The 17,922-nt window shown below is 60.7% G+C and carries 20 protein-coding genes; 17 read left to right on the top strand and 3 right to left on the bottom strand.

Annotation, left to right across the window (positions count from 1 at the left end; genetic code table 11):
- The first annotated feature begins 10 nt into the window (after positions 1–10).
- From PYR66_14985 to PYR66_14950, 8 genes are all read left to right on the top strand, one after another.
- Positions 11–1,636, top strand: a complete 1,626-nt coding sequence (locus PYR66_14985) for a methyl-accepting chemotaxis protein (protein ID WEF26623.1) — start codon at positions 11–13, stop codon at positions 1,634–1,636.
- A 28-nt stretch (positions 1,637–1,664) separates the two neighbouring features.
- Entirely contained in the window at positions 1,665–2,537 is an 873-nt protein-coding gene (gene cheR / locus PYR66_14980) for a protein-glutamate O-methyltransferase CheR (GenBank protein WEF26622.1), read from the top strand.
- Positions 2,537–3,586, top strand: coding sequence for a chemotaxis response regulator protein-glutamate methylesterase (locus tag PYR66_14975; GenBank protein ID WEF26621.1), 1,050 nt, complete (start codon positions 2,537–2,539; stop codon positions 3,584–3,586). Before cheR ends, PYR66_14975 begins: the two co-directional genes overlap by 1 nt.
- Before the next feature lie 71 nt (positions 3,587–3,657).
- Positions 3,658–4,047, top strand: coding sequence for a chemotaxis response regulator CheY (cheY, locus tag PYR66_14970; GenBank protein WEF26620.1), 390 nt, complete (start codon positions 3,658–3,660; stop codon positions 4,045–4,047).
- A gap of 10 nt (positions 4,048–4,057) precedes the next feature.
- Entirely contained in the window at positions 4,058–4,702 is a 645-nt protein-coding gene (gene cheZ, locus PYR66_14965) for a protein phosphatase CheZ (protein WEF26619.1), read from the top strand.
- A gap of 154 nt (positions 4,703–4,856) precedes the next feature.
- Positions 4,857–6,008 (top strand): flagellar biosynthesis protein FlhB, encoded by a 1,152-nt coding sequence (flhB, locus tag PYR66_14960; GenBank protein WEF26618.1) that lies wholly within the window; start codon positions 4,857–4,859, stop codon positions 6,006–6,008.
- A complete protein-coding gene (gene flhA / locus PYR66_14955; protein WEF26617.1) occupies positions 6,001–8,079 on the top strand; it encodes a flagellar biosynthesis protein FlhA in 2,079 nt (692 codons plus the stop codon). The genes flhB and flhA overlap by 8 nt, the downstream gene beginning before the upstream one ends.
- A complete protein-coding gene (locus tag PYR66_14950) occupies positions 8,079–8,480 on the top strand; it encodes a flagellar protein FlhE (GenBank protein WEF26616.1) in 402 nt (133 codons plus the stop codon). The genes flhA and PYR66_14950 overlap by 1 nt, the downstream gene beginning before the upstream one ends.
- 423 nt (positions 8,481–8,903) lie before the next feature.
- Here the strand turns inward: PYR66_14950 and flgN are convergent, their stop codons facing one another.
- From flgN to flgA, 3 genes are all read right to left on the bottom strand, one after another.
- Complete coding sequence (gene flgN / locus PYR66_14945; protein WEF30466.1) at positions 8,904–9,338, bottom strand: flagellar export chaperone FlgN; 435 nt, start codon at positions 9,336–9,338, stop codon at positions 8,904–8,906.
- Positions 9,339–9,340: 2 nt separating this feature from the next.
- Entirely contained in the window at positions 9,341–9,664 is a 324-nt protein-coding gene (flgM, locus tag PYR66_14940) for a flagellar biosynthesis anti-sigma factor FlgM (protein ID WEF26615.1), read from the bottom strand.
- Between the two features lie 63 nt (positions 9,665–9,727).
- Positions 9,728–10,378, bottom strand: coding sequence for a flagellar basal body P-ring formation chaperone FlgA (flgA, locus tag PYR66_14935; protein WEF26614.1), 651 nt, complete (start codon positions 10,376–10,378; stop codon positions 9,728–9,730).
- A gap of 161 nt (positions 10,379–10,539) precedes the next feature.
- Here flgA and flgB point away from each other — a divergent pair, with 161 nt between their 5' ends.
- From flgB to flgJ, 9 genes are all read left to right on the top strand, one after another.
- Complete coding sequence (gene flgB / locus PYR66_14930; protein ID WEF26613.1) at positions 10,540–10,953, top strand: flagellar basal body rod protein FlgB; 414 nt, start codon at positions 10,540–10,542, stop codon at positions 10,951–10,953.
- Between the two features lie 5 nt (positions 10,954–10,958).
- Positions 10,959–11,363, top strand: a complete 405-nt coding sequence (gene flgC, locus PYR66_14925; GenBank protein WEF26612.1) for a flagellar basal body rod protein FlgC — start codon at positions 10,959–10,961, stop codon at positions 11,361–11,363.
- A 12-nt stretch (positions 11,364–11,375) separates the two neighbouring features.
- A complete protein-coding gene (gene flgD / locus PYR66_14920) occupies positions 11,376–12,053 on the top strand; it encodes a flagellar hook assembly protein FlgD (protein WEF26611.1) in 678 nt (225 codons plus the stop codon).
- A 45-nt stretch (positions 12,054–12,098) separates the two neighbouring features.
- The gene (gene flgE / locus PYR66_14915; GenBank protein ID WEF26610.1) at positions 12,099–13,313 is read left to right on the top strand and encodes a flagellar hook protein FlgE; all 1,215 of its coding nucleotides are present in this window, start codon (positions 12,099–12,101) and stop codon (positions 13,311–13,313) included.
- 12 nt (positions 13,314–13,325) lie between these two features.
- Positions 13,326–14,081, top strand: a complete 756-nt coding sequence (locus PYR66_14910) for a flagellar basal body rod protein FlgF (GenBank protein ID WEF26609.1) — start codon at positions 13,326–13,328, stop codon at positions 14,079–14,081.
- A 48-nt stretch (positions 14,082–14,129) separates the two neighbouring features.
- On the top strand, positions 14,130–14,912 hold the full coding sequence (flgG, locus tag PYR66_14905; protein ID WEF26608.1) for a flagellar basal-body rod protein FlgG: 783 nt from the start codon (positions 14,130–14,132) through the stop codon (positions 14,910–14,912).
- 82 nt (positions 14,913–14,994) lie between these two features.
- Complete coding sequence (gene flgH, locus PYR66_14900; GenBank protein ID WEF30465.1) at positions 14,995–15,696, top strand: flagellar basal body L-ring protein FlgH; 702 nt, start codon at positions 14,995–14,997, stop codon at positions 15,694–15,696.
- Positions 15,697–15,748: 52 nt separating this feature from the next.
- Positions 15,749–16,849 carry a flagellar basal body P-ring protein FlgI gene (locus tag PYR66_14895; protein WEF26607.1) on the top strand — a complete coding sequence of 367 codons (1,101 nt, stop codon included), beginning with the start codon at positions 15,749–15,751 and terminating at the stop codon, positions 16,847–16,849.
- A complete protein-coding gene (flgJ, locus tag PYR66_14890) occupies positions 16,849–17,793 on the top strand; it encodes a flagellar assembly peptidoglycan hydrolase FlgJ (protein ID WEF26606.1) in 945 nt (314 codons plus the stop codon). The genes PYR66_14895 and flgJ overlap by 1 nt, the downstream gene beginning before the upstream one ends.
- Positions 17,794–17,922: the final 129 nt, after the last annotated feature.

The following is a 17,922-nucleotide window of genomic DNA, read 5'->3' as shown; positions in this document are numbered from 1 at the left end:
GGAGATTGCTATGTTTAACCGAATCCGTATCTCTACCAGTCTTTTCCTGCTGCTGATCTCCTTTTGCGTGATGCAATTGATTAGCACCGGGCTCTCTTACGTCGCGCTGCGCGCCGACAACCATAATCTTGAACGTATTACCGTCAGCAGCCAGCAGCGCGATGCGCTCAGCCTCAGTTGGGTATCGCTGCTGCAGGCGCGCAATACCCTCAACCGCGCCGGTACCCGCGCGGCGCTGAAGGTGCCGCAGGAGCAGGTCGACGCGCTGATGGGCGGCGCCCGCAGCTCGCTGCAAAAAGCGGACCTCTATTTCAACCAGTTCCTCGACACGCCGCGGGCGGATGAGCAGGAACAACAGTTGGCCGATGCCACCCGCGACAGCTACGGGCAGCTGCGTACGGCGCTGCGCGAGCTGATCGTGTTCCTCGAAAACCGCAACCTGCAGGCCTTCATGGACCAACCGACGCAGAAAATACAGGACCGCTTCGAGGCGGATTTTGTGCAGTATCTGCAGTTGGCGAAAGCGACGACCGATGAGGCCAGCGCCTCCAGCCAGCAGGCCTACGGCTGGTCAATCTGGCTGGTTGCCGGCGCGGTACTGATGCTGCTGGTGGTCACCGCCAGCGCGATGTGGTGGCTACGGACCATGCTGGTGCAGCCGCTGAATATTATTCGCGGTCATTTTGAACGTATCGCCAGCGGCGATCTGTCCGCGCCGGTGCAGGTGTATGGCCGCAATGAAATCAGCCAGCTGTTTGCCAGCCTGCAGCGCATGCAGCAATCGCTGATTGGCACCGTCGGCGCGGTACGCGACGGCGCGGAGTCGATTCTCATCGGTCTGCAGGAGATTGCCGAAGGCAACAACGATCTCTCTTCGCGTACCGAGCAGCAGGCGGCCTCGCTGGAAGAAACCGCCGCCAGCATGGAGCAACTGACGGCGACGGTGAAACAGAACGCCGACAACGCCCGCCAGGCGTCGCAGCTGGCGCGTGATGCCTCCTCAACCGCCGCCAAAGGCGGCGAGCTGGCGGATGACGTGGTCACCACCATGCACGATATCGCCAACAGTTCGCAAAAAATCGGCGCCATTACCAGCGTCATCGACGGCATCGCTTTTCAGACCAATATCCTGGCGCTCAACGCGGCGGTGGAAGCGGCGCGCGCTGGCGAACAGGGGCGCGGTTTCGCGGTGGTTGCCGGAGAAGTACGTAACCTGGCGAGCCGCAGCGCTCAGGCGGCAAAAGAAATTAAGTTGCTGATCGATGAATCCGTCAGCCGCGTCAAACACGGCTCGGTGCTGGTGGAAAACTCCGGTGCCACTATGCAGGACATCGTGCGTTCAGTGACCCGGGTGACCGACATTATGGGGGAAATCGCTTCCGCTTCCGATGAGCAAAGTCGCGGTATCGAGCAGGTGACCCAGGCGGTCACCCAGATGGATCAGGTCACGCAACAGAACGCCGCCCTGGTGGTGGAATCAGCTTCCGCCGCTTCTGCGCTGGAAGAGCAGGCCATTACCCTGGCCGATGCGGTGGCGGTATTCCGTCTGGCGGACGACAACTTCGTCGCGCCGGAAAACGGCGCCAGCGCCGCTTCATCCTCGCTAAAGGAGAGTCAGGATTGTCAAACCGCATAAGCAGCATCCTTTGTGCCGGTGAATCGGCATGAAGCAGGCATCGTCAACGGTTCACCGTGACGGCGGATCGGTGCTGGCGCAGATGGCCCAGCGCCTGCCGCTGTCCGACGTCCATTTTCGCCGCATTAGCCAGCTGATTTATCAGCGTGCCGGGATCGTCCTGGCGGCGCATAAGCGCGAGATGGTCTACAACCGGTTGGTGCGCCGCCTACGCCTGCTGGGGCTCAACGACTTCGGCGACTATCTGGCGCGACTGGAAGGTGACCCACACAGCGCCGAGTGGCAGGCGTTTATCAACGCGCTCACCACCAACCTGACGGCGTTCTTTCGCGAGGCGCACCACTTCCCGATACTGGCTGAACATGCGCGTTCGCGCCCGGGAAGCTATAGCGTGTGGAGCACCGCCGCCTCTACCGGCGAAGAGCCGTATTCGATCGCCATCACGCTCGGCGATGCGCTGGGAGAACGCCTCAGCAGCAGCCAGATATGGGCCAGCGATATCGACACCCAGGTACTGGAAAAAGCCGAAGCAGGTATTTATCGCCATGAAGGCCTGCGCACTCTGACGCCGGCCCAGATGCAGCGTTATTTCCTGCGCGGCACCGGGCCGCATCAGGGGCTGGTACGCGTGCGTCAGGAGCTGGCGACGCGGGTCAATTTCCAACCGTTGAATCTGCTGGCGCCGGAGTGGGCGCTACCGGGGCCGTTCGACGCGATATTTTGTCGCAACGTGATGATCTATTTCGATAAGCCGACGCAGGAGCGCATCCTGCGCCGCTTTGTCCCCTTGCTTAAACCGGGGGGGCTGCTCTTTGCCGGTCACTCCGAGAATTTCAGCCAGATCAGCCGGGATTTCTACCTGCGTGGACAGACCGTGTATGGGCTGACCAAGGAGAAGTGATGAGTAAAATCAGAGTGTTATGTGTCGACGATTCGGCTCTGATGCGCCAGTTGATGACCGAAATCGTCAATGGCCACACTGATATGGAAATGGTGGCGGTCGCGCCAGACCCGCTGGTCGCACGCGATCTGATCAAAAAATTTAACCCGCAGGTGCTGACGCTGGACGTCGAAATGCCGCGGATGGACGGCCTCGATTTCCTTGAAAAGCTGATGCGGCTGCGGCCGATGCCGGTAGTCATGGTGTCATCTCTGACCGGTAAAGGTTCGGAAATTACCCTGCGCGCGCTGGAGCTGGGGGCGGTGGATTTTGTCACCAAACCGCAGCTTGGCATTCGCGAAGGCATGTTGGCCTACAGCGAACTGATCGCTGAAAAAATTCGCACCGCCGCCCGGGCGCGGCTGCCGCAGCGCGCCGCCGGACAGCCGCCGGCTATCTTAAGCCACGGCCCGCTGCTGAGCAGCGAGAAGCTGATCGCCATCGGCGCGTCCACCGGCGGCACCGAAGCGATTCGCCAGGTGCTGCAGCCGCTGCCCGCCACCAGTCCGGCGCTGCTAATCACCCAACATATGCCGCCGGGGTTCACCCGTTCGTTCGCGGAGCGGCTGAACAAGCTGTGCCAAATCACGGTGAAAGAGGCGGAAGACGGCGAGCGCGTGCTGCCGGGGTATGCCTATATCGCGCCGGGGGATCGCCATCTGGAGCTGGCGCGCAGCGGGGCCAATTATCAGGTCAAGCTGCACGACGGCCCGCCGGTGAATCGCCACCGTCCGTCGGTGGAGGTGCTGTTTCGCTCGGTTGCCCGCCACGCCGGGCGTAATGCAGTGGGGGTGATCCTCACCGGGATGGGCAACGACGGCGCGCAGGGGATGCTGGAAATGCACCGTGCCGGGGCTTACACCCTGGCGCAGAGCGAAGCGAGCTGCGTGGTGTTCGGCATGCCGCGCGAGGCCATCGCCAGTGGCGGGGTTAGCGAAGTGGTTGAACTGGAACGCATGAGCCAACGCATGCTGGCGCAGATAGCCGGCGGTCAGGCGCTGCGAATTTAATTTCACGCCGTCGGGGAGCCCGGCGGCGTGGTGTGAAGTGAGTTAAAAAATGACACTGTTCAGGGGTAGTAATGGCAGATAAGAATCTCCGTTTTCTGGTTGTCGACGACTTTTCCACCATGCGTCGCATCATCAGAAATTTGCTTAAAGAGCTCGGCTTCAACAACGTGGAAGAGGCGGAAGATGGCGCGGATGCGCTGAATAAGCTGCGCGCCAGCAGCTTTGATTTCGTGGTTTCCGACTGGAATATGCCGAACATCGATGGCCTTGAGCTGCTGCAGACCATTCGCGCCGACGGCGCGCTGGCGGCGCTGCCGGTATTGATGGTGACGGCGGAAGCGAAAAAAGAAAATATTATTGCCGCCGCGCAGGCGGGCGCCAGCGGCTATGTGGTGAAACCTTTTACGGCGGCGACGCTGGAAGAAAAGCTCAACAAGATTTTCGAAAAATTGGGCATGTAAGGAGAGGGCGATGAGAGAGATTCCAATGCCTGCCAGCGATGCAGCGACCGCGGGGGAGATTATCTCCCGTATCGGCCAGCTTACCCGCATGCTGCGCGACAGCATGCGCGAGCTGGGGCTCGATCAGGCGATTGCCCAGGCGGCCGAGGCGATCCCGGATGCCCGCGACCGCCTTGATTACGTTGTCACCATGACGGCGCAGGCAGCGGAACGGGCATTGAGCTGCGTGGAGGCGGCGCAGCCGCGCCAGGCCGAGCTGGAGTCCGGCGCCAGCGCGCTGAAATCGCGCTGGGATGCGTGGTTCGCCAATCCGATCGAACTGGATGACGCGCGCACGCTGGTGACCGATACCCGCGAGTATCTGGATCAGGTGCCGGATCATACCGCTTTTACCAACGTCCAACTGATGGAAATCATGATGGCGCAGGATTTCCAGGACCTGACCGGTCAGGTGATTAAGCGCATGATGGACGTGGTGCAGGAGATCGAAAAACAGCTGCTGATGGTGTTGATGGAAAACATGCCGGAGCAGCCGGTCAAAGAGAAACGGGCCAACGATAGCCTGCTCAACGGCCCGCAGCTCGATCAGAACGGCGTCGGCGTCATCGCCAACCAGGCGCAGGTCGATGATTTACTCGACAGCCTCGGTTTCTGAGTGGGGCGGGGCGCAGGACGCTGCGCCCCAGCCGCTATTTTGCCTTCATCCGTGAAATAACCCGCCTTTTTCGCCGTTGTTCCGCCAATGACATCGCCATTTTTTTGGCATGCTGACCGCCATTCTTTACCCTCCCGACACAGGAAGCTCAGGCTTGGCCGAAGATAGCGATCTGGAAAAAAGCGAAGCCCCCACCGCCCACCGGTTGGAGAAGGCGCGCGAAGAGGGCCAGATCCCGCGATCGCGCGAGCTGACGTCGGTACTGATGCTGGTGGCGGGGCTCGCCATCATCCTGATGTCCGGCAGCAACATCACCCGCCAACTTTCCGAGATGCTGATTCAGGGCCTGCACTTTGACCACGGGATGGTCAGCAATGACAAACAGATGCTGCGTCAGCTGGGAATGCTGCTGCGGCAGGCGGTACTGGCGCTGCTGCCGGTGATGGCCGGACTGGTGCTGGTGGCGCTCGCCGCGCCGATGCTGCTCGGCGGTATTTTGTTCAGCGCTAAGTCGCTCAAATTCGATCTGAAGCGGCTGAATCCGCTCTCCGGGTTTAAGCGTATGTTTTCGACCCAGGTGCTGGCCGAATTGCTGAAAGGGATCCTCAAAGCCACGCTGGTCGGCTGGGTCACCGGGTTGTACCTGTGGCACAACTGGGCGGCAATGCTGCATCTGATGACCCAGCAACCGCTCGATGCGTTGGCTAATGCACTGCAAATGATCCTCTACTGCGGTTTTCTGGTGGTGCTCGGGCTGACGCCGATGGTGGCGTTTGATGTGTTTTACCAGCTGTGGAGCCACTTCAAAAAGCTGAAGATGACCAAACAGGATATCCGCGACGAATTCAAAGACCAGGAAGGTGATCCGCATGTCAAAGGACGTATTCGCCAGCAGCAGCGGGCGATCGCTCAGCGGCGGATGATGGCCGATGTGCCGAAAGCGGACGTGATTGTGACCAACCCGACGCACTACGCCGTGGCCCTGCAGTACAACGATAAAAAAATGAGCGCGCCGAAAGTGCTGGCCAAAGGGGCGGGGGAGATTGCGCTACGCATCCGCGAGCTGGGGGCGGAACATCGCATCCCGATGCTCGAAGCGCCGCCGCTGGCCCGCGCGCTCTACCGCCATAGCGACATTGGACAACATATTCCCGCCACCCTGTATGCCGCGGTCGCCGAAGTGCTGGCCTGGGTCTATCAACTGCGCCGCTGGCGACGCGAGGGCGGCCTGATCCCGAAAAAACCTCAACGTTTACCGGTGCCGGAAGCACTGGATTTTGCAAGAGAGAGTGACTCTGATGGCTAATTTGGCCTCCCTGCTTCGTTTGCCGGGGAATTTTAAAGATACGCAGTGGCAGGTGCTGGCAGGCCCGATCCTGATCCTGCTGATTTTGTCGATGATGGTGCTGCCGCTACCGGCGTTTATCCTCGACCTGCTGTTTACCTTCAATATTGCGCTGTCGATTATGGTGCTGCTGGTGGCGATGTTTACCCAGCGCACGCTGGACTTCGCCGCGTTTCCGACCATCCTGCTGTTCTCGACGCTGCTGCGTCTGTCGCTCAACGTCGCCTCGACGCGCATCATTTTGATGGAAGGGCACACCGGGGCCGCCGCCGCGGGGCGGGTGGTGGAAGCCTTTGGCCACTTCCTGGTCGGCGGCAACTTCGCCATCGGTATTGTGGTGTTTATCATCCTCGTGTTGATCAACTTTATGGTCATCACCAAGGGGGCCGGGCGTATTGCCGAAGTGGGCGCGCGTTTCGTGCTCGATGGTATGCCGGGCAAGCAGATGGCGATCGACGCCGATATGAACGCCGGGCTTATCGGCGAGGAAGAGGCGAAAAAACGCCGCGCCGAAGTGACCCAGGAAGCCGACTTCTACGGCTCGATGGACGGCGCCAGTAAGTTTGTCCGTGGCGACGCTATCGCCGGGTTAATGATCATGGTGATCAACGTGGTCGGTGGCCTGCTGGTCGGTGTCGTGCAGCACGGCATGGCATTGGGGGCGGCGGCGGAAAGCTACACGCTGCTGACCATCGGCGACGGCCTGGTCGCGCAGATCCCGGCGTTGGTGATCTCCACCGCCGCTGGGGTGATCGTCACCCGCGTGGCAACCGATCAGGATGTCGGCGAGCAGATGGTCGGCCAGCTGTTTAATAACCCGAAAGTGATGCTACTGTGCGCCGGGGTGCTCGGGCTGCTTGGCCTGGTGCCGGGTATGCCGAACCTGGTGTTCCTGCTGTTTACCGCGGCGCTGCTGGGGCTGGCGTGGTGGTTGCGCGGGCGTGAAAAGCAGGCGCCGAAAACCGCCGACGAACCGATCGTGCAGGAAAATACCCAGGCCGCCGAAGCCAGCTGGGCCGACGTCCAACTGGAAGATCCGCTGGGTATGGAAGTGGGCTACCGGCTGATCCCGATGGTTGATTTTCAGCAGAACGGCGAGCTACTGGGCCGTATTCGCGGCATCCGCAAGAAATTTGCCCAGGAGATGGGTTATCTGCCGCCGGTGGTACATATTCGCGATAACCTTGAACTGGCGCCCGCCCGCTATCGCATTCTGATGAAGGGGGTGGAAATCGGCAGCGGCGAGGCGCAGCCGGGGCGCTGGCTGGCGATTAACCCGGGTAACGCCATCGGCGAGCTGGCAGGGGACAAAACCATTGATCCGGCCTTCGGTCTGGAAGCGGTATGGATTGATAGCGCGCTGCGCGAACAGGCGCAGATCCAGGGCTATACGGTGGTGGAGGCCAGTACCGTGGTGGCGACGCATCTTAACCATCTGATAGGCCAGTTCGCCAGCGAGCTGTTTGGCCGCCAGGAGACCCAGCAACTGCTGGATCGGGTGGCGCAGGAGATGCCGAAACTGACCGAAGATTTCGTGCCGGGCGTGGTTTCGCTGACCACCCTGCATAAAGTGCTGCAAAATCTGCTTGCCGAGCGGGTGTCGATCCGCGATATGCGTACCATTATCGAGACGCTGGCGGAACATGCGCCGACGCAGAGCGACCCTTATGAGCTGACCACGGTGGTGCGTGTGGCGCTGGGGCGGGCGATTGCTCAGCAGTGGTTCCCTGGCACCGGCGAAATTCAGGTTATCGGCCTGGATACTCAACTTGAGCGGCTGCTGCTTCAGGCGCTGCAGGGCGGCGGCGGTCTTGAGCCGGGGTTGGCCGATCGTCTGCTGGAGCAGGCGCGGCAGGCGTTGCAGCGCCAGGAGATGCTCAGTGCGCCGCCGGTGCTGTTGGTTAACCACGCGCTGCGACCTCTGCTAGCGCGCTTCCTGCGCCGCAGTCTGCCGCAAATGGCGGTGCTGTCGAATCTGGAGATTAACGACGATCGCCAGATCCGCATGACGTCAACGATAGGAGCCGCCTGATGAAACGCTATGCCCCTTTATTATGTCTGCTGCTGCCATTTAGCGCGGCGGCGTCAGGATCGTGGGTGGCCGAGGGGCCGGGCGTCACTCTTGAGCGGGCCGGAATGAGCGATACCTCCGCTGCGCTGAGTCCGCCAAACCCGCTGCCGACCGCCAATGCGCGGATCGAGACGGTGAGCTGGCGCTATCGCCTGCTATCGGCGGAGCCTGCGGGGTTACAGGTACATTTGTGTAGCGTGAATCGCTGTATCCCGCTGGCCAGCGCCAGCGGCACCAGCCATGCGCTGGCGGGCGAGGCGGCGCAGGGACCGCTGCGCTTTGTCTATTCCGTGCAATCGCGCGGGGCGTTGAATCCGCCGCTACGGGTGATGGCCAACCAGGTGATTGTCAATTATCAGTAGTCAATATTCCTACAGGCTGAATGCTGAACTATAGGTCAGGTAAGCGTCGCGTTTCCCTGCTCGCGCTGCGCTTAGCAGGGCTACAGGGTGACAAACGGCACGGAAACGTAGGTCAGGTAAGCGTCGCGTTTCCCTGCTCGCGCTGCGCTTAGCAGGGCTACAGGGTGACAAACGGCACGGAAACGTAGGTCAGGTAAGCGTCGCGTTTCCCTGCTCGCGCTACGCTTAGCAGGGCTACGGGGTGACAAACGGCACGGAAACGTAGGTCAGGTAAGCGTCGTGTTTCCCTGCTCGCGCTACGCTTAGCAGGGCTACGGGGCGACAAACGGCACGGAATGGTAGGTCAGGTAAGCGTAGCGCCACCTGACAAAAAACGGCACTACGGGTAGCCGTCGCCATTCGGGAGGATAAAGAGGAAGTGGTTCAGACGCCGATTTTGCGACCCAGCAGGCTGCCGGCGCGCGACTGGCCGTCCGGCCCGTATAGTGATTTATTATTCTGACTGAGAATTGCCAGCGCCTGCTGGTTATGCGCGATCTGCTGATTGAGCAACAGGCCGTTATGTTGATTCTTATCGCGTAAACGCTGGCTTAACTGCTGGATCTGCTGCCAGCGTTCGCCTAGGTTTACCTCCGCGTCATAAGGCGCGCGCAGCGCGAGGTTAGCTTCCAACGCCGGGCGCTGTTGATCCAGCCAGGCGACAGTCGCCAGCAACTGGCTCTTGGTATCGGTGACGCGCTGTAGCGCCACGCCGGGCAATGAATCCGAACACAACAACTGATGCTCTTCCGCCAGCACGCTTTCCAGCGCCCGCAGAGTTTCCGCCAGCTTATCCAGCAGGGTACGCAATTTATCCATCATCAGACCTTATCTGTTTTGCTACCGGCAAGGCGCTGAATATCGTTGTGCGCATCTTGCAGCAAGGCGTCGGCGATTTTTCCGGCGTCCATTTTCAGCTCGCCGCTGCGAATCGCCTGTTTGATGGCCTCGACCCGGTTCATATCAATATCCTGGGTGCCCGGCTGCATCAGCCGCGCCTGTGCATCGCTCAGTTTCACTTTGGTGGCGCTAACGGCGGTTTCCGCCGCCGCGGCTTTACGCGGCTGGAGCGGGTTGTCGGCCGGGGTTTCACGCGGCTGCACCGTGGAAACCGGCTGTAACCGCTGGGTGCGATCGATACTCATGGTCCATCTCCAAAATGTGTCTCTGACTTGATTATCGGCAGGTTCTGGCAAACCTTTACTTTTTTATAACGTCATGCGGATGGAACCATCCTCTTCGGCGATGCCACTGATGATTTTGCCGGAAGCCATGCGCACGCGCACGCTATCTTCGGCGGCCGCGTTATTCATCGCTTTACCAGCGCCGTTAATCGTAAATCCGTTGCCCTCGGCCATCACCTGTACCGGTTGACCGGCTTTGATAACCCACGCGCGGCGCAGCATGGTCAGCGTCAGCGGCTGCCCGGGGCTAATATTACGCAGGCTCACGGCGCCCAGCGCTTTGTTGTTTTCGCGCAGCGTCCGCGGCGGCAGGGTATCAAGCCGCCCCGGTTTTAGCACGATATCCGCCGCGGTAAGCGGCGTTCCGGCGCTGATGCCGCGCGCCGCCGCCAGATAGCGGCCAAACACCTGCACCTGAGTTTGAATAAAACGCCGCTCCTGCCCGCAACGCGCGGAGACGCTGATATTGCCGCCGAGGCGTGTATTGGGCGGCAGCGACAGCTGCGGTTGCTCGCATGGCGGCCACTGGGCGGGCGGCGTGCGTACCAGCACCTTTACCTGCACATTATTATCGCTGAATTGGCTTTTAATGAAGCGGTCAATTTGCGTCGCCAGCGTATCGGCGTGGGCGTTCAGGCTGAGCAGCAGGCCAACCAGCAGGATTTTACTTTTCATCGCGTTTTACTCATTCCACCCCGAAGAGGGGAATAAGTGTAACGGCTGGCTCCCTGGACTAAACAGATAAATAGCGGCCCATTTTGCCCTTATTCCCGCGATAGGTTGGCGCAGGGGGCGTTTATGCTGTCGGCTCCAAATTCTAACCTCGCGGAGGGAGCATGCTCGACAAACTGGACGCTGCTCTGCGTTTTGGCCAGGAGGCGCTGAACCTGCGCGCCCAACGCCAGGAAATCCTGGCTGCTAATATCGCCAACGCAGACACGCCGGGCTATCAGGCGCGGGATATCGATTTCGCCAGCCAGCTGAATAAGGTACTGGAACAGGGCCGGGTGAATGGCAACGGCATGGCGCTAAACCTGACGGCGGCCCGTCATATTCCGGCGCAGACCATGCAGCCACCTACGCTGGATCTCCTGTTTCGGGTGCCGGACCAGCCGTCGATGGATGGTAATACGGTGGACATGGATCGCGAACGTACCCACTTTGCTGACAACAGCCTGAAATATCAGACCGACCTGACGCTGCTCAACGGTCAGATCAAAGGGATGATGTCGGTACTGCAACAAGGATAAGGCGGATGTCTTTACTCAATATTTTTGATATCTCCGGCTCGGCGCTCTCGGCTCAGTCGCAGCGTATGAATGTCAGCGCCAGTAACATGGCCAATGCCGATAGCGTGACCGGCCCGGACGGCGAACCCTACCGCGCGAAGCAGGTGGTCTTTGAAGTCGCGGCGGCAGCAGGGCAGCAGACCGGCGGCGTGCGCGTTTCGCAGGTGGTGGATGATCCGGCGCCCGCGCGGATGGTGTATCAGCCGGGCAACCCGCTGGCTGACGCCAAAGGCTACGTGCGCATGCCGAACGTCGATGTGGTGAGCGAAATGGTCAATACCATCTCCGCCTCCCGCAGCTATCAGGCCAACGTCGAGGTGCTCAACACCACCAAGTCGATGATGATGAAAACCCTGACGCTGGGTCAGTAACCGGAGATCCCGATGGCTATCACCGCAACCACCAATGAATCGACCAATAACGCGGTTCTTGATTCCGTCAGCAAAAACAGCAACAGCCAGGATCTGCATAACAGCTTTCTGACGCTGCTGGTGGCGCAGTTAAAAAACCAGGACCCGACCAACCCGATGCAGAACAACGAACTGACGTCGCAGTTGGCGCAGATCAACACCGTGCAGGGCATCGAAAAACTCAACACTACGCTTGGGGCGATCTCCGGGCAGATCAACAGCAATCAGTCGCTGCAGGCCAGCGCGCTGATTGGCCATGGCGTGATGGTGCCGGGCAACAATATTCTGGTCGGCAGTAAAGACGAACAGGTCAGCACCACGCCGTTCGGCGTTGAACTGGAACGCGCCGCCGATCAGGTCACCGCGACCATCACCAACGCCAGCGGCCAGGTGGTGCGCACCATTGAGATCGGCGGCCTGACCGCCGGGGTACACGCCTTTACCTGGGACGGCTCGCTCGATGATGGCACCACCGCGCCGGACGGCGCCTACAAAGTGGCGATTAACGCCAAAGGTAACGGCGAGCAGCTGGTGGCGCGCAGCCTGCATTTCGGCATGGTCAACGGCGTGATTAACGACAGCGGCGGCGCGAAATTGGATCTGGGCCTTGCTGGCAACGCCAGCCTCGAAGAAGTCCGGCAGATCCTGTAACGCGCAGTTGGATTTTATCGATACCCTAAATATTTGGAGAGTAACATGGCCTTTTCTCAGGCGGTCAGCGGCTTAAACGCGGCGGCCACCAATCTTGACGTGATTGGCAACAACATCGCTAACTCCGCGACCGCGGGGTTTAAATCCGGCAGCGTCTCGTTTGCCGACATGTTCGCCGGTTCGCAGGTCGGACTGGGGGTAAAAGTCTCCGGGATTACCCAGAACTTCAGCGGCGGCACCACCACCGGAACCAGCCGCGCGCTGGATGTGGCGATTAACGGCAATGGCTTCTTCCGCATGCAGGATAAAGACGGCGGCATCTTCTATACCCGCAACGGTCAATTCAAGCTGGATGAAAACCGCAACCTGACCAACATGCAGGGCCTGCAGTTGACCGGTTATCCGGCAGCCGGTACGCCGCCGACGATCCAGCAGGGCGCCAATCCGGTGCCGTTGAGCATTCCGGAAGGGATGATGAACGCCAGAGCCTCGACTTCCGGCGAAATGGTCGTCAACCTGAAGTCCACCCATAAGGTACCGGAGAACAAGACCTTCGATCCGACCAAACAGGACAGCTACAACTACGTCAACACCATCACCGCTTACGATTCGCTGGGCAACGCGCACAACATCAATGCCTACTTCGTCAAAACCGACGATAACAAATGGCAGGTGTATACCCAGGATGGTAGTGCGGAGGCGGTCAGTGCCGGGACCATGGAGTTTAATACTAGCGGCAATCTGGTGAGCGTTGATGGCCAGGCGGGCGAGTTCAGCATGACGATCCCGATGAGCGCGAAAGACGGCGCTCCGGCGCAAACCTTCACCCTCAACTTCGCTGGCAGCATGCAGCAGAACGTCGGCAGCGACTCGGTGAGTAAAGTCGCGCAGGACGGCTATGCCGCCGGTGAATACACCAGCTTCCAGATTAACGACGACGGTACCGTGGTCGGTATCTACTCCAACCAGCAGACCCAGGTGCTGGGGCAGATCGTGATGGCGAATTTCTCTAACCCGGAAGGGCTGGCGTCGCAGGGCGATAACGTCTGGCAGGAGACCGGCGCGTCTGGTCAACCACGCGTGGGGCTGTCGGGCGGCGGCGGCTTCGGCAAGCTGACCAGCGGCGCGCTGGAATCATCCAACGTCGATCTGAGCCAGGAACTGGTGAACATGATCGTCGCCCAGCGTAACTATCAGTCCAACGCCCAGACCATCAAGACGCAGGATTCGATCCTGCAGACGTTGGTCAGCCTGCGCTAACGGGATTGAGCTATGGATCACGCGATTTATACCGCGATGGGGGCCGCACGCCAGACGCTGGAGCAGCAGTCGATCACCGCCAACAATCTCGCCAACGCCTCGACGCCGGGCTTTCGCGCCCAGCTTGCCGCGCTGCGCGCAGTGCCGGTCGATGGGCCGAGTCTCGCCACCCGCACGCTGGTGGCGGCTTCGACGCCGGGCGCCGACATGAGCCAGGGAGCGCTGAACTACACCGCGCGCCCGCTGGATGTGGCGCTGCAACAGGACGGCTTTCTGGCGGTGAGCCTGCCGGGCGGTGGCGAAGCTTACACCCGCAACGGTGGGATTCAGATCTCCGCCAACGGCCAGTTAACGGTGCAGGGGATGCCGCTGATGGGCGACGGCGGCCCGATTGAGGTTCCGCCGTCGGCGGAAATCACTATTGCCGCTGACGGCACGATTTCCGCGCTGAATCCCGGCGACCCGCCGAACACCATCGCGCAAATTGGTCGCCTGAAGCTGGTGAAAGCTGACGCGCGCGAGGTGATGCGCGGCGATGATGGCCTGTTCCGCTTAACCCCGGAAACCCAGCAACGGCGCGGCAACCAGTTGGCCAATGACCCGCAGGTGCGGGTGATGCCGGGCGTACTGGAGGGCAGCAACGTGAAGCCGATGGAGACCATGGTCGACATGATCGCCAACGCCCGTCGCTTTGAAATGCAAATGAAGGTCATCCACAGCGTGGATGAGAATGAGCAACGGGCGAATTCTCTGCTTTCAGTCAGCTGATAGCCGGTCGGGCCGTTGTTAACGGCCCGCGGCCAAAGGAAATAACCAATGATTCCCTCTTTATGGATTGCAAAAACCGGTCTTGATGCGCAGCAGACCAATATGGACGTGATCGCCAACAACCTGGCTAACGTCAGCACTAACGGCTTTAAACGTCAGCGCGCGGTGTTTGAAGACCTGCTGTATCAGACCATGCGTCAACCGGGGGCGCAGTCCTCCGAACAGACCACGCTGCCTTCCGGCCTGCAAATCGGCACCGGCGTGCGCCCGGTCGCTACCGAGCGCCTGCATAGCCAGGGCAACCTGTCGCAGACCAACAACAGCAAAGACGTGGCGATTAAAGGCCAGGGCTTCTTCCAGGTACTGCTGCCGGACGGCAGCCAGGCCTACACCCGTGACGGCTCGTTCCAGATTGACCAGAACGGCCAGTTGGTCACCGCCAGCGGCTTCCAGGTGCAACCGGCGATTACCATTCCGGCGAACGCGTTAACCATCACCATCGCTCGCGATGGCATTGTTAGCGTTACCCAGCAGGGGCAGACCGCCGCCCAGCAGGTCGGGCAGCTGACGCTGACCACCTTTATTAATGACAGCGGTCTGGAAAGCGTCGGCGAGAATCTGTACCAGGAGACTGAAAGTTCCGGCGCGCCGAATGAGAGCACGCCGGGTCTGAACGGCGCCGGTATGCTGTATCAGGGGTATGTCGAAACCTCCAACGTCAACGTGGCGGAAGAACTGGTCAACATGATCCAGACCCAGCGCGCCTATGAGATCAACAGCAAGGCGGTCTCGACGTCGGATCAGATGCTGCAGAAGCTGACCCAGCTGTAATGTTTGATGACGGGCGTCGCGTGCTGCGCCCGTCGCTTTTTTGGTGCAATAAAGGCGATACCCCGTGGTAACCACACATTCGATGGCAACCCTGCCGCGCCAGGGACAACGCTGGCTGGCGGGCATGGTGATGCTGACGCTGAGCGGCTGCGCGTATATTCCGCACAAACCGTTGGTTGACGGCTCAACGTCGGCGCAGCCCGCGCCGCCAGCCGCGCCGGTGCCGAACGGCTCCATTTTCCAGGCCGCGCAGCCAATGAACTACGGCTACCAGCCGCTGTTCGAAGACCGCCGCCCGCGTAACGTCGGCGACACCCTGACCATCGTGCTGCAGGAAAACGTCAGCGCCAGTAAGAGTTCTTCCGCCAACGCCAGCCGCAACGGTTCGAGCAAGTTCGGCGTGGCGACCGCGCCGCGCTACTTAGACGGCCTGCTGGGCAACGCCCGCGCCGATATGGATATCTCCGGCGATAACAGCTTTGGCGGGAAAGGCGGGGCCAACGCCAATAACACCTTTAACGGCACCATTACCGTTACCGTCAACCAGGTGCTGAGCAACGGCAACCTGCACGTGGTGGGCGAAAAACAGATCGCCATCAACCAGGGCACCGAATTTATCCGCTTCTCCGGGGTGGTTAATCCGCGCACCATCAGCGGTAACAACTCGGTGACCTCGACACAGGTGGCGGACGCGCGCATCGAGTATGTCGGCAACGGCTATATCAACGAAGCGCAGACGATGGGCTGGCTGCAGCGGTTCTTCCTCAACGTCTCCCCGTATTAACGGATGGATTATTTGCAACGGCCGGCGACGGTGTTACTGAAAAGAGATTCACATGATTAAAAAACTCATCGTCGCGCTGCTGATCGGCGCGGCCAGCCTACCGGCGGCGGCGGAACGTATCCGCGATCTGGTGACGGTACAGGGCGTGCGCGATAACGCCTTAATCGGCTACGGCCTGGTGGTGGGGCTCGATGGCTCCGGCGACCAGACTATGCAGACGCCGTTTACCACCCAAAGCCTGAGCAACATGCTGTCGCAGCTCGGTATTACCGTGCCGCCGGGCACCAATATGCAGCTGAAAAACGTCGCCGCGGTGATGGTCACCGCGAAACTGCCGCCGTTCTCGCGTGCTGGGCAGAATATCGATGTGGTGGTGTCGTCGATGGGTAATGCCAAAAGCCTGCGCGGCGGTACGTTGCTGATGACGCCGCTTAAGGGTGTCGATAATCAGGTTTATGCGCTGGCGCAGGGCAACGTGCTGGTGGGCGGCGCCGGGGCCGCGGCGGGCGGTAGCAGCGTCCAGGTGAACCAGTTGGCCGGTGGGCGCATCAGCAACGGCGCGACTATCGAACGCGAACTGCCGACCACCTTCGGCAGCGGCGGGGTACTCAACCTGCAGCTCAATGATGAAGACTTTACTCTCGCGCAGCAGATTAGCGATGCCATCAACCGCCAGCGCGGCGGCGGTACCGCGTCGCCGCTTGATGCGCGGACGATTCAGGTGCTGGTGCCGCAGGGCAACAGCTCGCAGGTACGTTTCCTCGCCGAGATCCAGAACATCAACATTACCGTTGGGACGATGGATGCCAAAGTGATCATCAACTCGCGTACCGGCTCGGTGGTGATGAACCGCGACGTGATCCTTGATTCGTGCGCGGTGGCGCAGGGCAATCTGTCGGTGGTGGTCGACAGACAGACGACCGTTAGCCAGCCGACCACGCCGTTCGGCGGCGGCCAGACGGTTGTAACGCCAAATACTCAGATTTCGATGCAGCAGCAGGGCGGTTCGCTACAGAAGGTGAATGCCAGCGCTAACCTCAATAATGTGGTGCGCGCGCTGAACGCGCTGGGGGCGACGCCGATCGACCTGATGTCGATTCTGCAGGCGATGCAAAGCGCCGGTTGCCTGCGCGCCAAACTGGAAATTATCTAATGGCCAGCGATCTGATGGCGATGTCGGGCGCCGCCTATGACGCCCAGGCGCTGAACGGCCTGAAGCGCGATGCCGCCGCCGACCCGCAGGGCAACCTCAAGCAGGTGGCACAACAGGTGGAGGGGATGTTCGTGCAGATGATGCTCAAGAGCATGCGCGCCGCGCTGCCGCAGGATGGTGTCCTCAGCAGCGATCAGACCCGGCTCTACACCTCAATGTACGATCAGCAGATTGCGCAGCAGATGTCGCAAAAAGGCTTAGGGCTGGCCGACATGATGGTCAGGCAGATGAGCAACGCCAACGCGGTACCCAGCGAGACGGCAGGAACGTCGCCGATGGCGTTGGATAACGAGGTGTTGCAGACCCTGCCGAATCAGGCGCTGGAGCAGATGATCCGCCGAGCGGTACCGAAAGCGCCGACGGCGGTTGCGCCGCTGTCGCTGAACAACGGCAACTTTGTCGCCCGTCTGTCAATGCCGGCACGCGCCGCCAGCGAACAGAGCGGGATCCCGCATCAACTGATTGTCGCTCAGGCGGCGCTGGAGTCCGGCTGGGGGCAGCGTGAAATCCCTACCGCCGATGGCACGCCGAGCTACAACCTGTTTGGCATCAAGGCGGGCGGCAGCTGGAAGGGGCCGGTCACCGAGATCACCACCACCGAGTTTGAACAGGGGGTGGCGAAGAAGGTGAAGGCCAAATTCCGCGTTTATGACTCTTACTTCGCGGCGATTGCGGATTACGTCAAGCTGCTGACCAACAATCCGCGCTATGCCTCGGTTGCCGCCGCCGCCAGCCCGGAACAGGCGGCGCATGAACTGCAACGGGCGGGATACGCTACCGACCCGCAGTACGCCAGCAAGCTGGTCAGCGTGATTCAGCAAATGAAGCATGCCGGGGCGCAGGCGGTCAAAGCCTACGCCGCGGACATTAACGACCTGTTCTAGCTCGCCTCGCGCTGCGCGTAGGCCAGGCTACCCATTGGCGTTGTAGCCCGGGTGAGGCGTCAGCCGCGACCCGGGATTTTCCCACCCGATTTACTCAAGTTTCCGCCCCGGCGGCCGATAACAACGGCA

The sequence above is a fragment of the Klebsiella aerogenes genome (genome assembly GCA_029027985.1).
GTDB lineage: Bacteria > Pseudomonadota > Gammaproteobacteria > Enterobacterales > Enterobacteriaceae > Klebsiella > Klebsiella aerogenes_A.
Note: the sequence above shows the minus strand (reverse complement) of the source record. Positions and strands in the feature narration are given on the sequence as shown.

Coding starts and splice junctions, on each gene's coding strand:
- PYR66_14985 (WEF26623.1), top strand. CDS start 11: ATGTTTAACCGAATCCGTATCTCTACCAGTCTTTTCCTGCTGCTGATC.
- cheR (WEF26622.1), top strand. CDS start 1,665: ATGAAGCAGGCATCGTCAACGGTTCACCGTGACGGCGGATCGGTGCTG.
- PYR66_14975 (WEF26621.1), top strand. CDS start 2,537: ATGAGTAAAATCAGAGTGTTATGTGTCGACGATTCGGCTCTGATGCGC.
- cheY (WEF26620.1), top strand. CDS start 3,658: ATGGCAGATAAGAATCTCCGTTTTCTGGTTGTCGACGACTTTTCCACC.
- cheZ (WEF26619.1), top strand. CDS start 4,058: ATGAGAGAGATTCCAATGCCTGCCAGCGATGCAGCGACCGCGGGGGAG.
- flhA (WEF26617.1), top strand. CDS start 6,001: ATGGCTAATTTGGCCTCCCTGCTTCGTTTGCCGGGGAATTTTAAAGAT.
- PYR66_14950 (WEF26616.1), top strand. CDS start 8,079: ATGAAACGCTATGCCCCTTTATTATGTCTGCTGCTGCCATTTAGCGCG.
- flgN (WEF30466.1), bottom strand. CDS start 9,338: ATGGATAAATTGCGTACCCTGCTGGATAAGCTGGCGGAAACTCTGCGG.
- flgM (WEF26615.1), bottom strand. CDS start 9,664: ATGAGTATCGATCGCACCCAGCGGTTACAGCCGGTTTCCACGGTGCAG.
- flgA (WEF26614.1), bottom strand. CDS start 10,378: ATGAAAAGTAAAATCCTGCTGGTTGGCCTGCTGCTCAGCCTGAACGCC.
- flgB (WEF26613.1), top strand. CDS start 10,540: ATGCTCGACAAACTGGACGCTGCTCTGCGTTTTGGCCAGGAGGCGCTG.
- flgC (WEF26612.1), top strand. CDS start 10,959: ATGTCTTTACTCAATATTTTTGATATCTCCGGCTCGGCGCTCTCGGCT.
- flgD (WEF26611.1), top strand. CDS start 11,376: ATGGCTATCACCGCAACCACCAATGAATCGACCAATAACGCGGTTCTT.
- flgE (WEF26610.1), top strand. CDS start 12,099: ATGGCCTTTTCTCAGGCGGTCAGCGGCTTAAACGCGGCGGCCACCAAT.
- PYR66_14910 (WEF26609.1), top strand. CDS start 13,326: ATGGATCACGCGATTTATACCGCGATGGGGGCCGCACGCCAGACGCTG.
- flgG (WEF26608.1), top strand. CDS start 14,130: ATGATTCCCTCTTTATGGATTGCAAAAACCGGTCTTGATGCGCAGCAG.
- flgH (WEF30465.1), top strand. CDS start 14,995: ATGGCAACCCTGCCGCGCCAGGGACAACGCTGGCTGGCGGGCATGGTG.
- PYR66_14895 (WEF26607.1), top strand. CDS start 15,749: ATGATTAAAAAACTCATCGTCGCGCTGCTGATCGGCGCGGCCAGCCTA.
- flgJ (WEF26606.1), top strand. CDS start 16,849: ATGGCCAGCGATCTGATGGCGATGTCGGGCGCCGCCTATGACGCCCAG.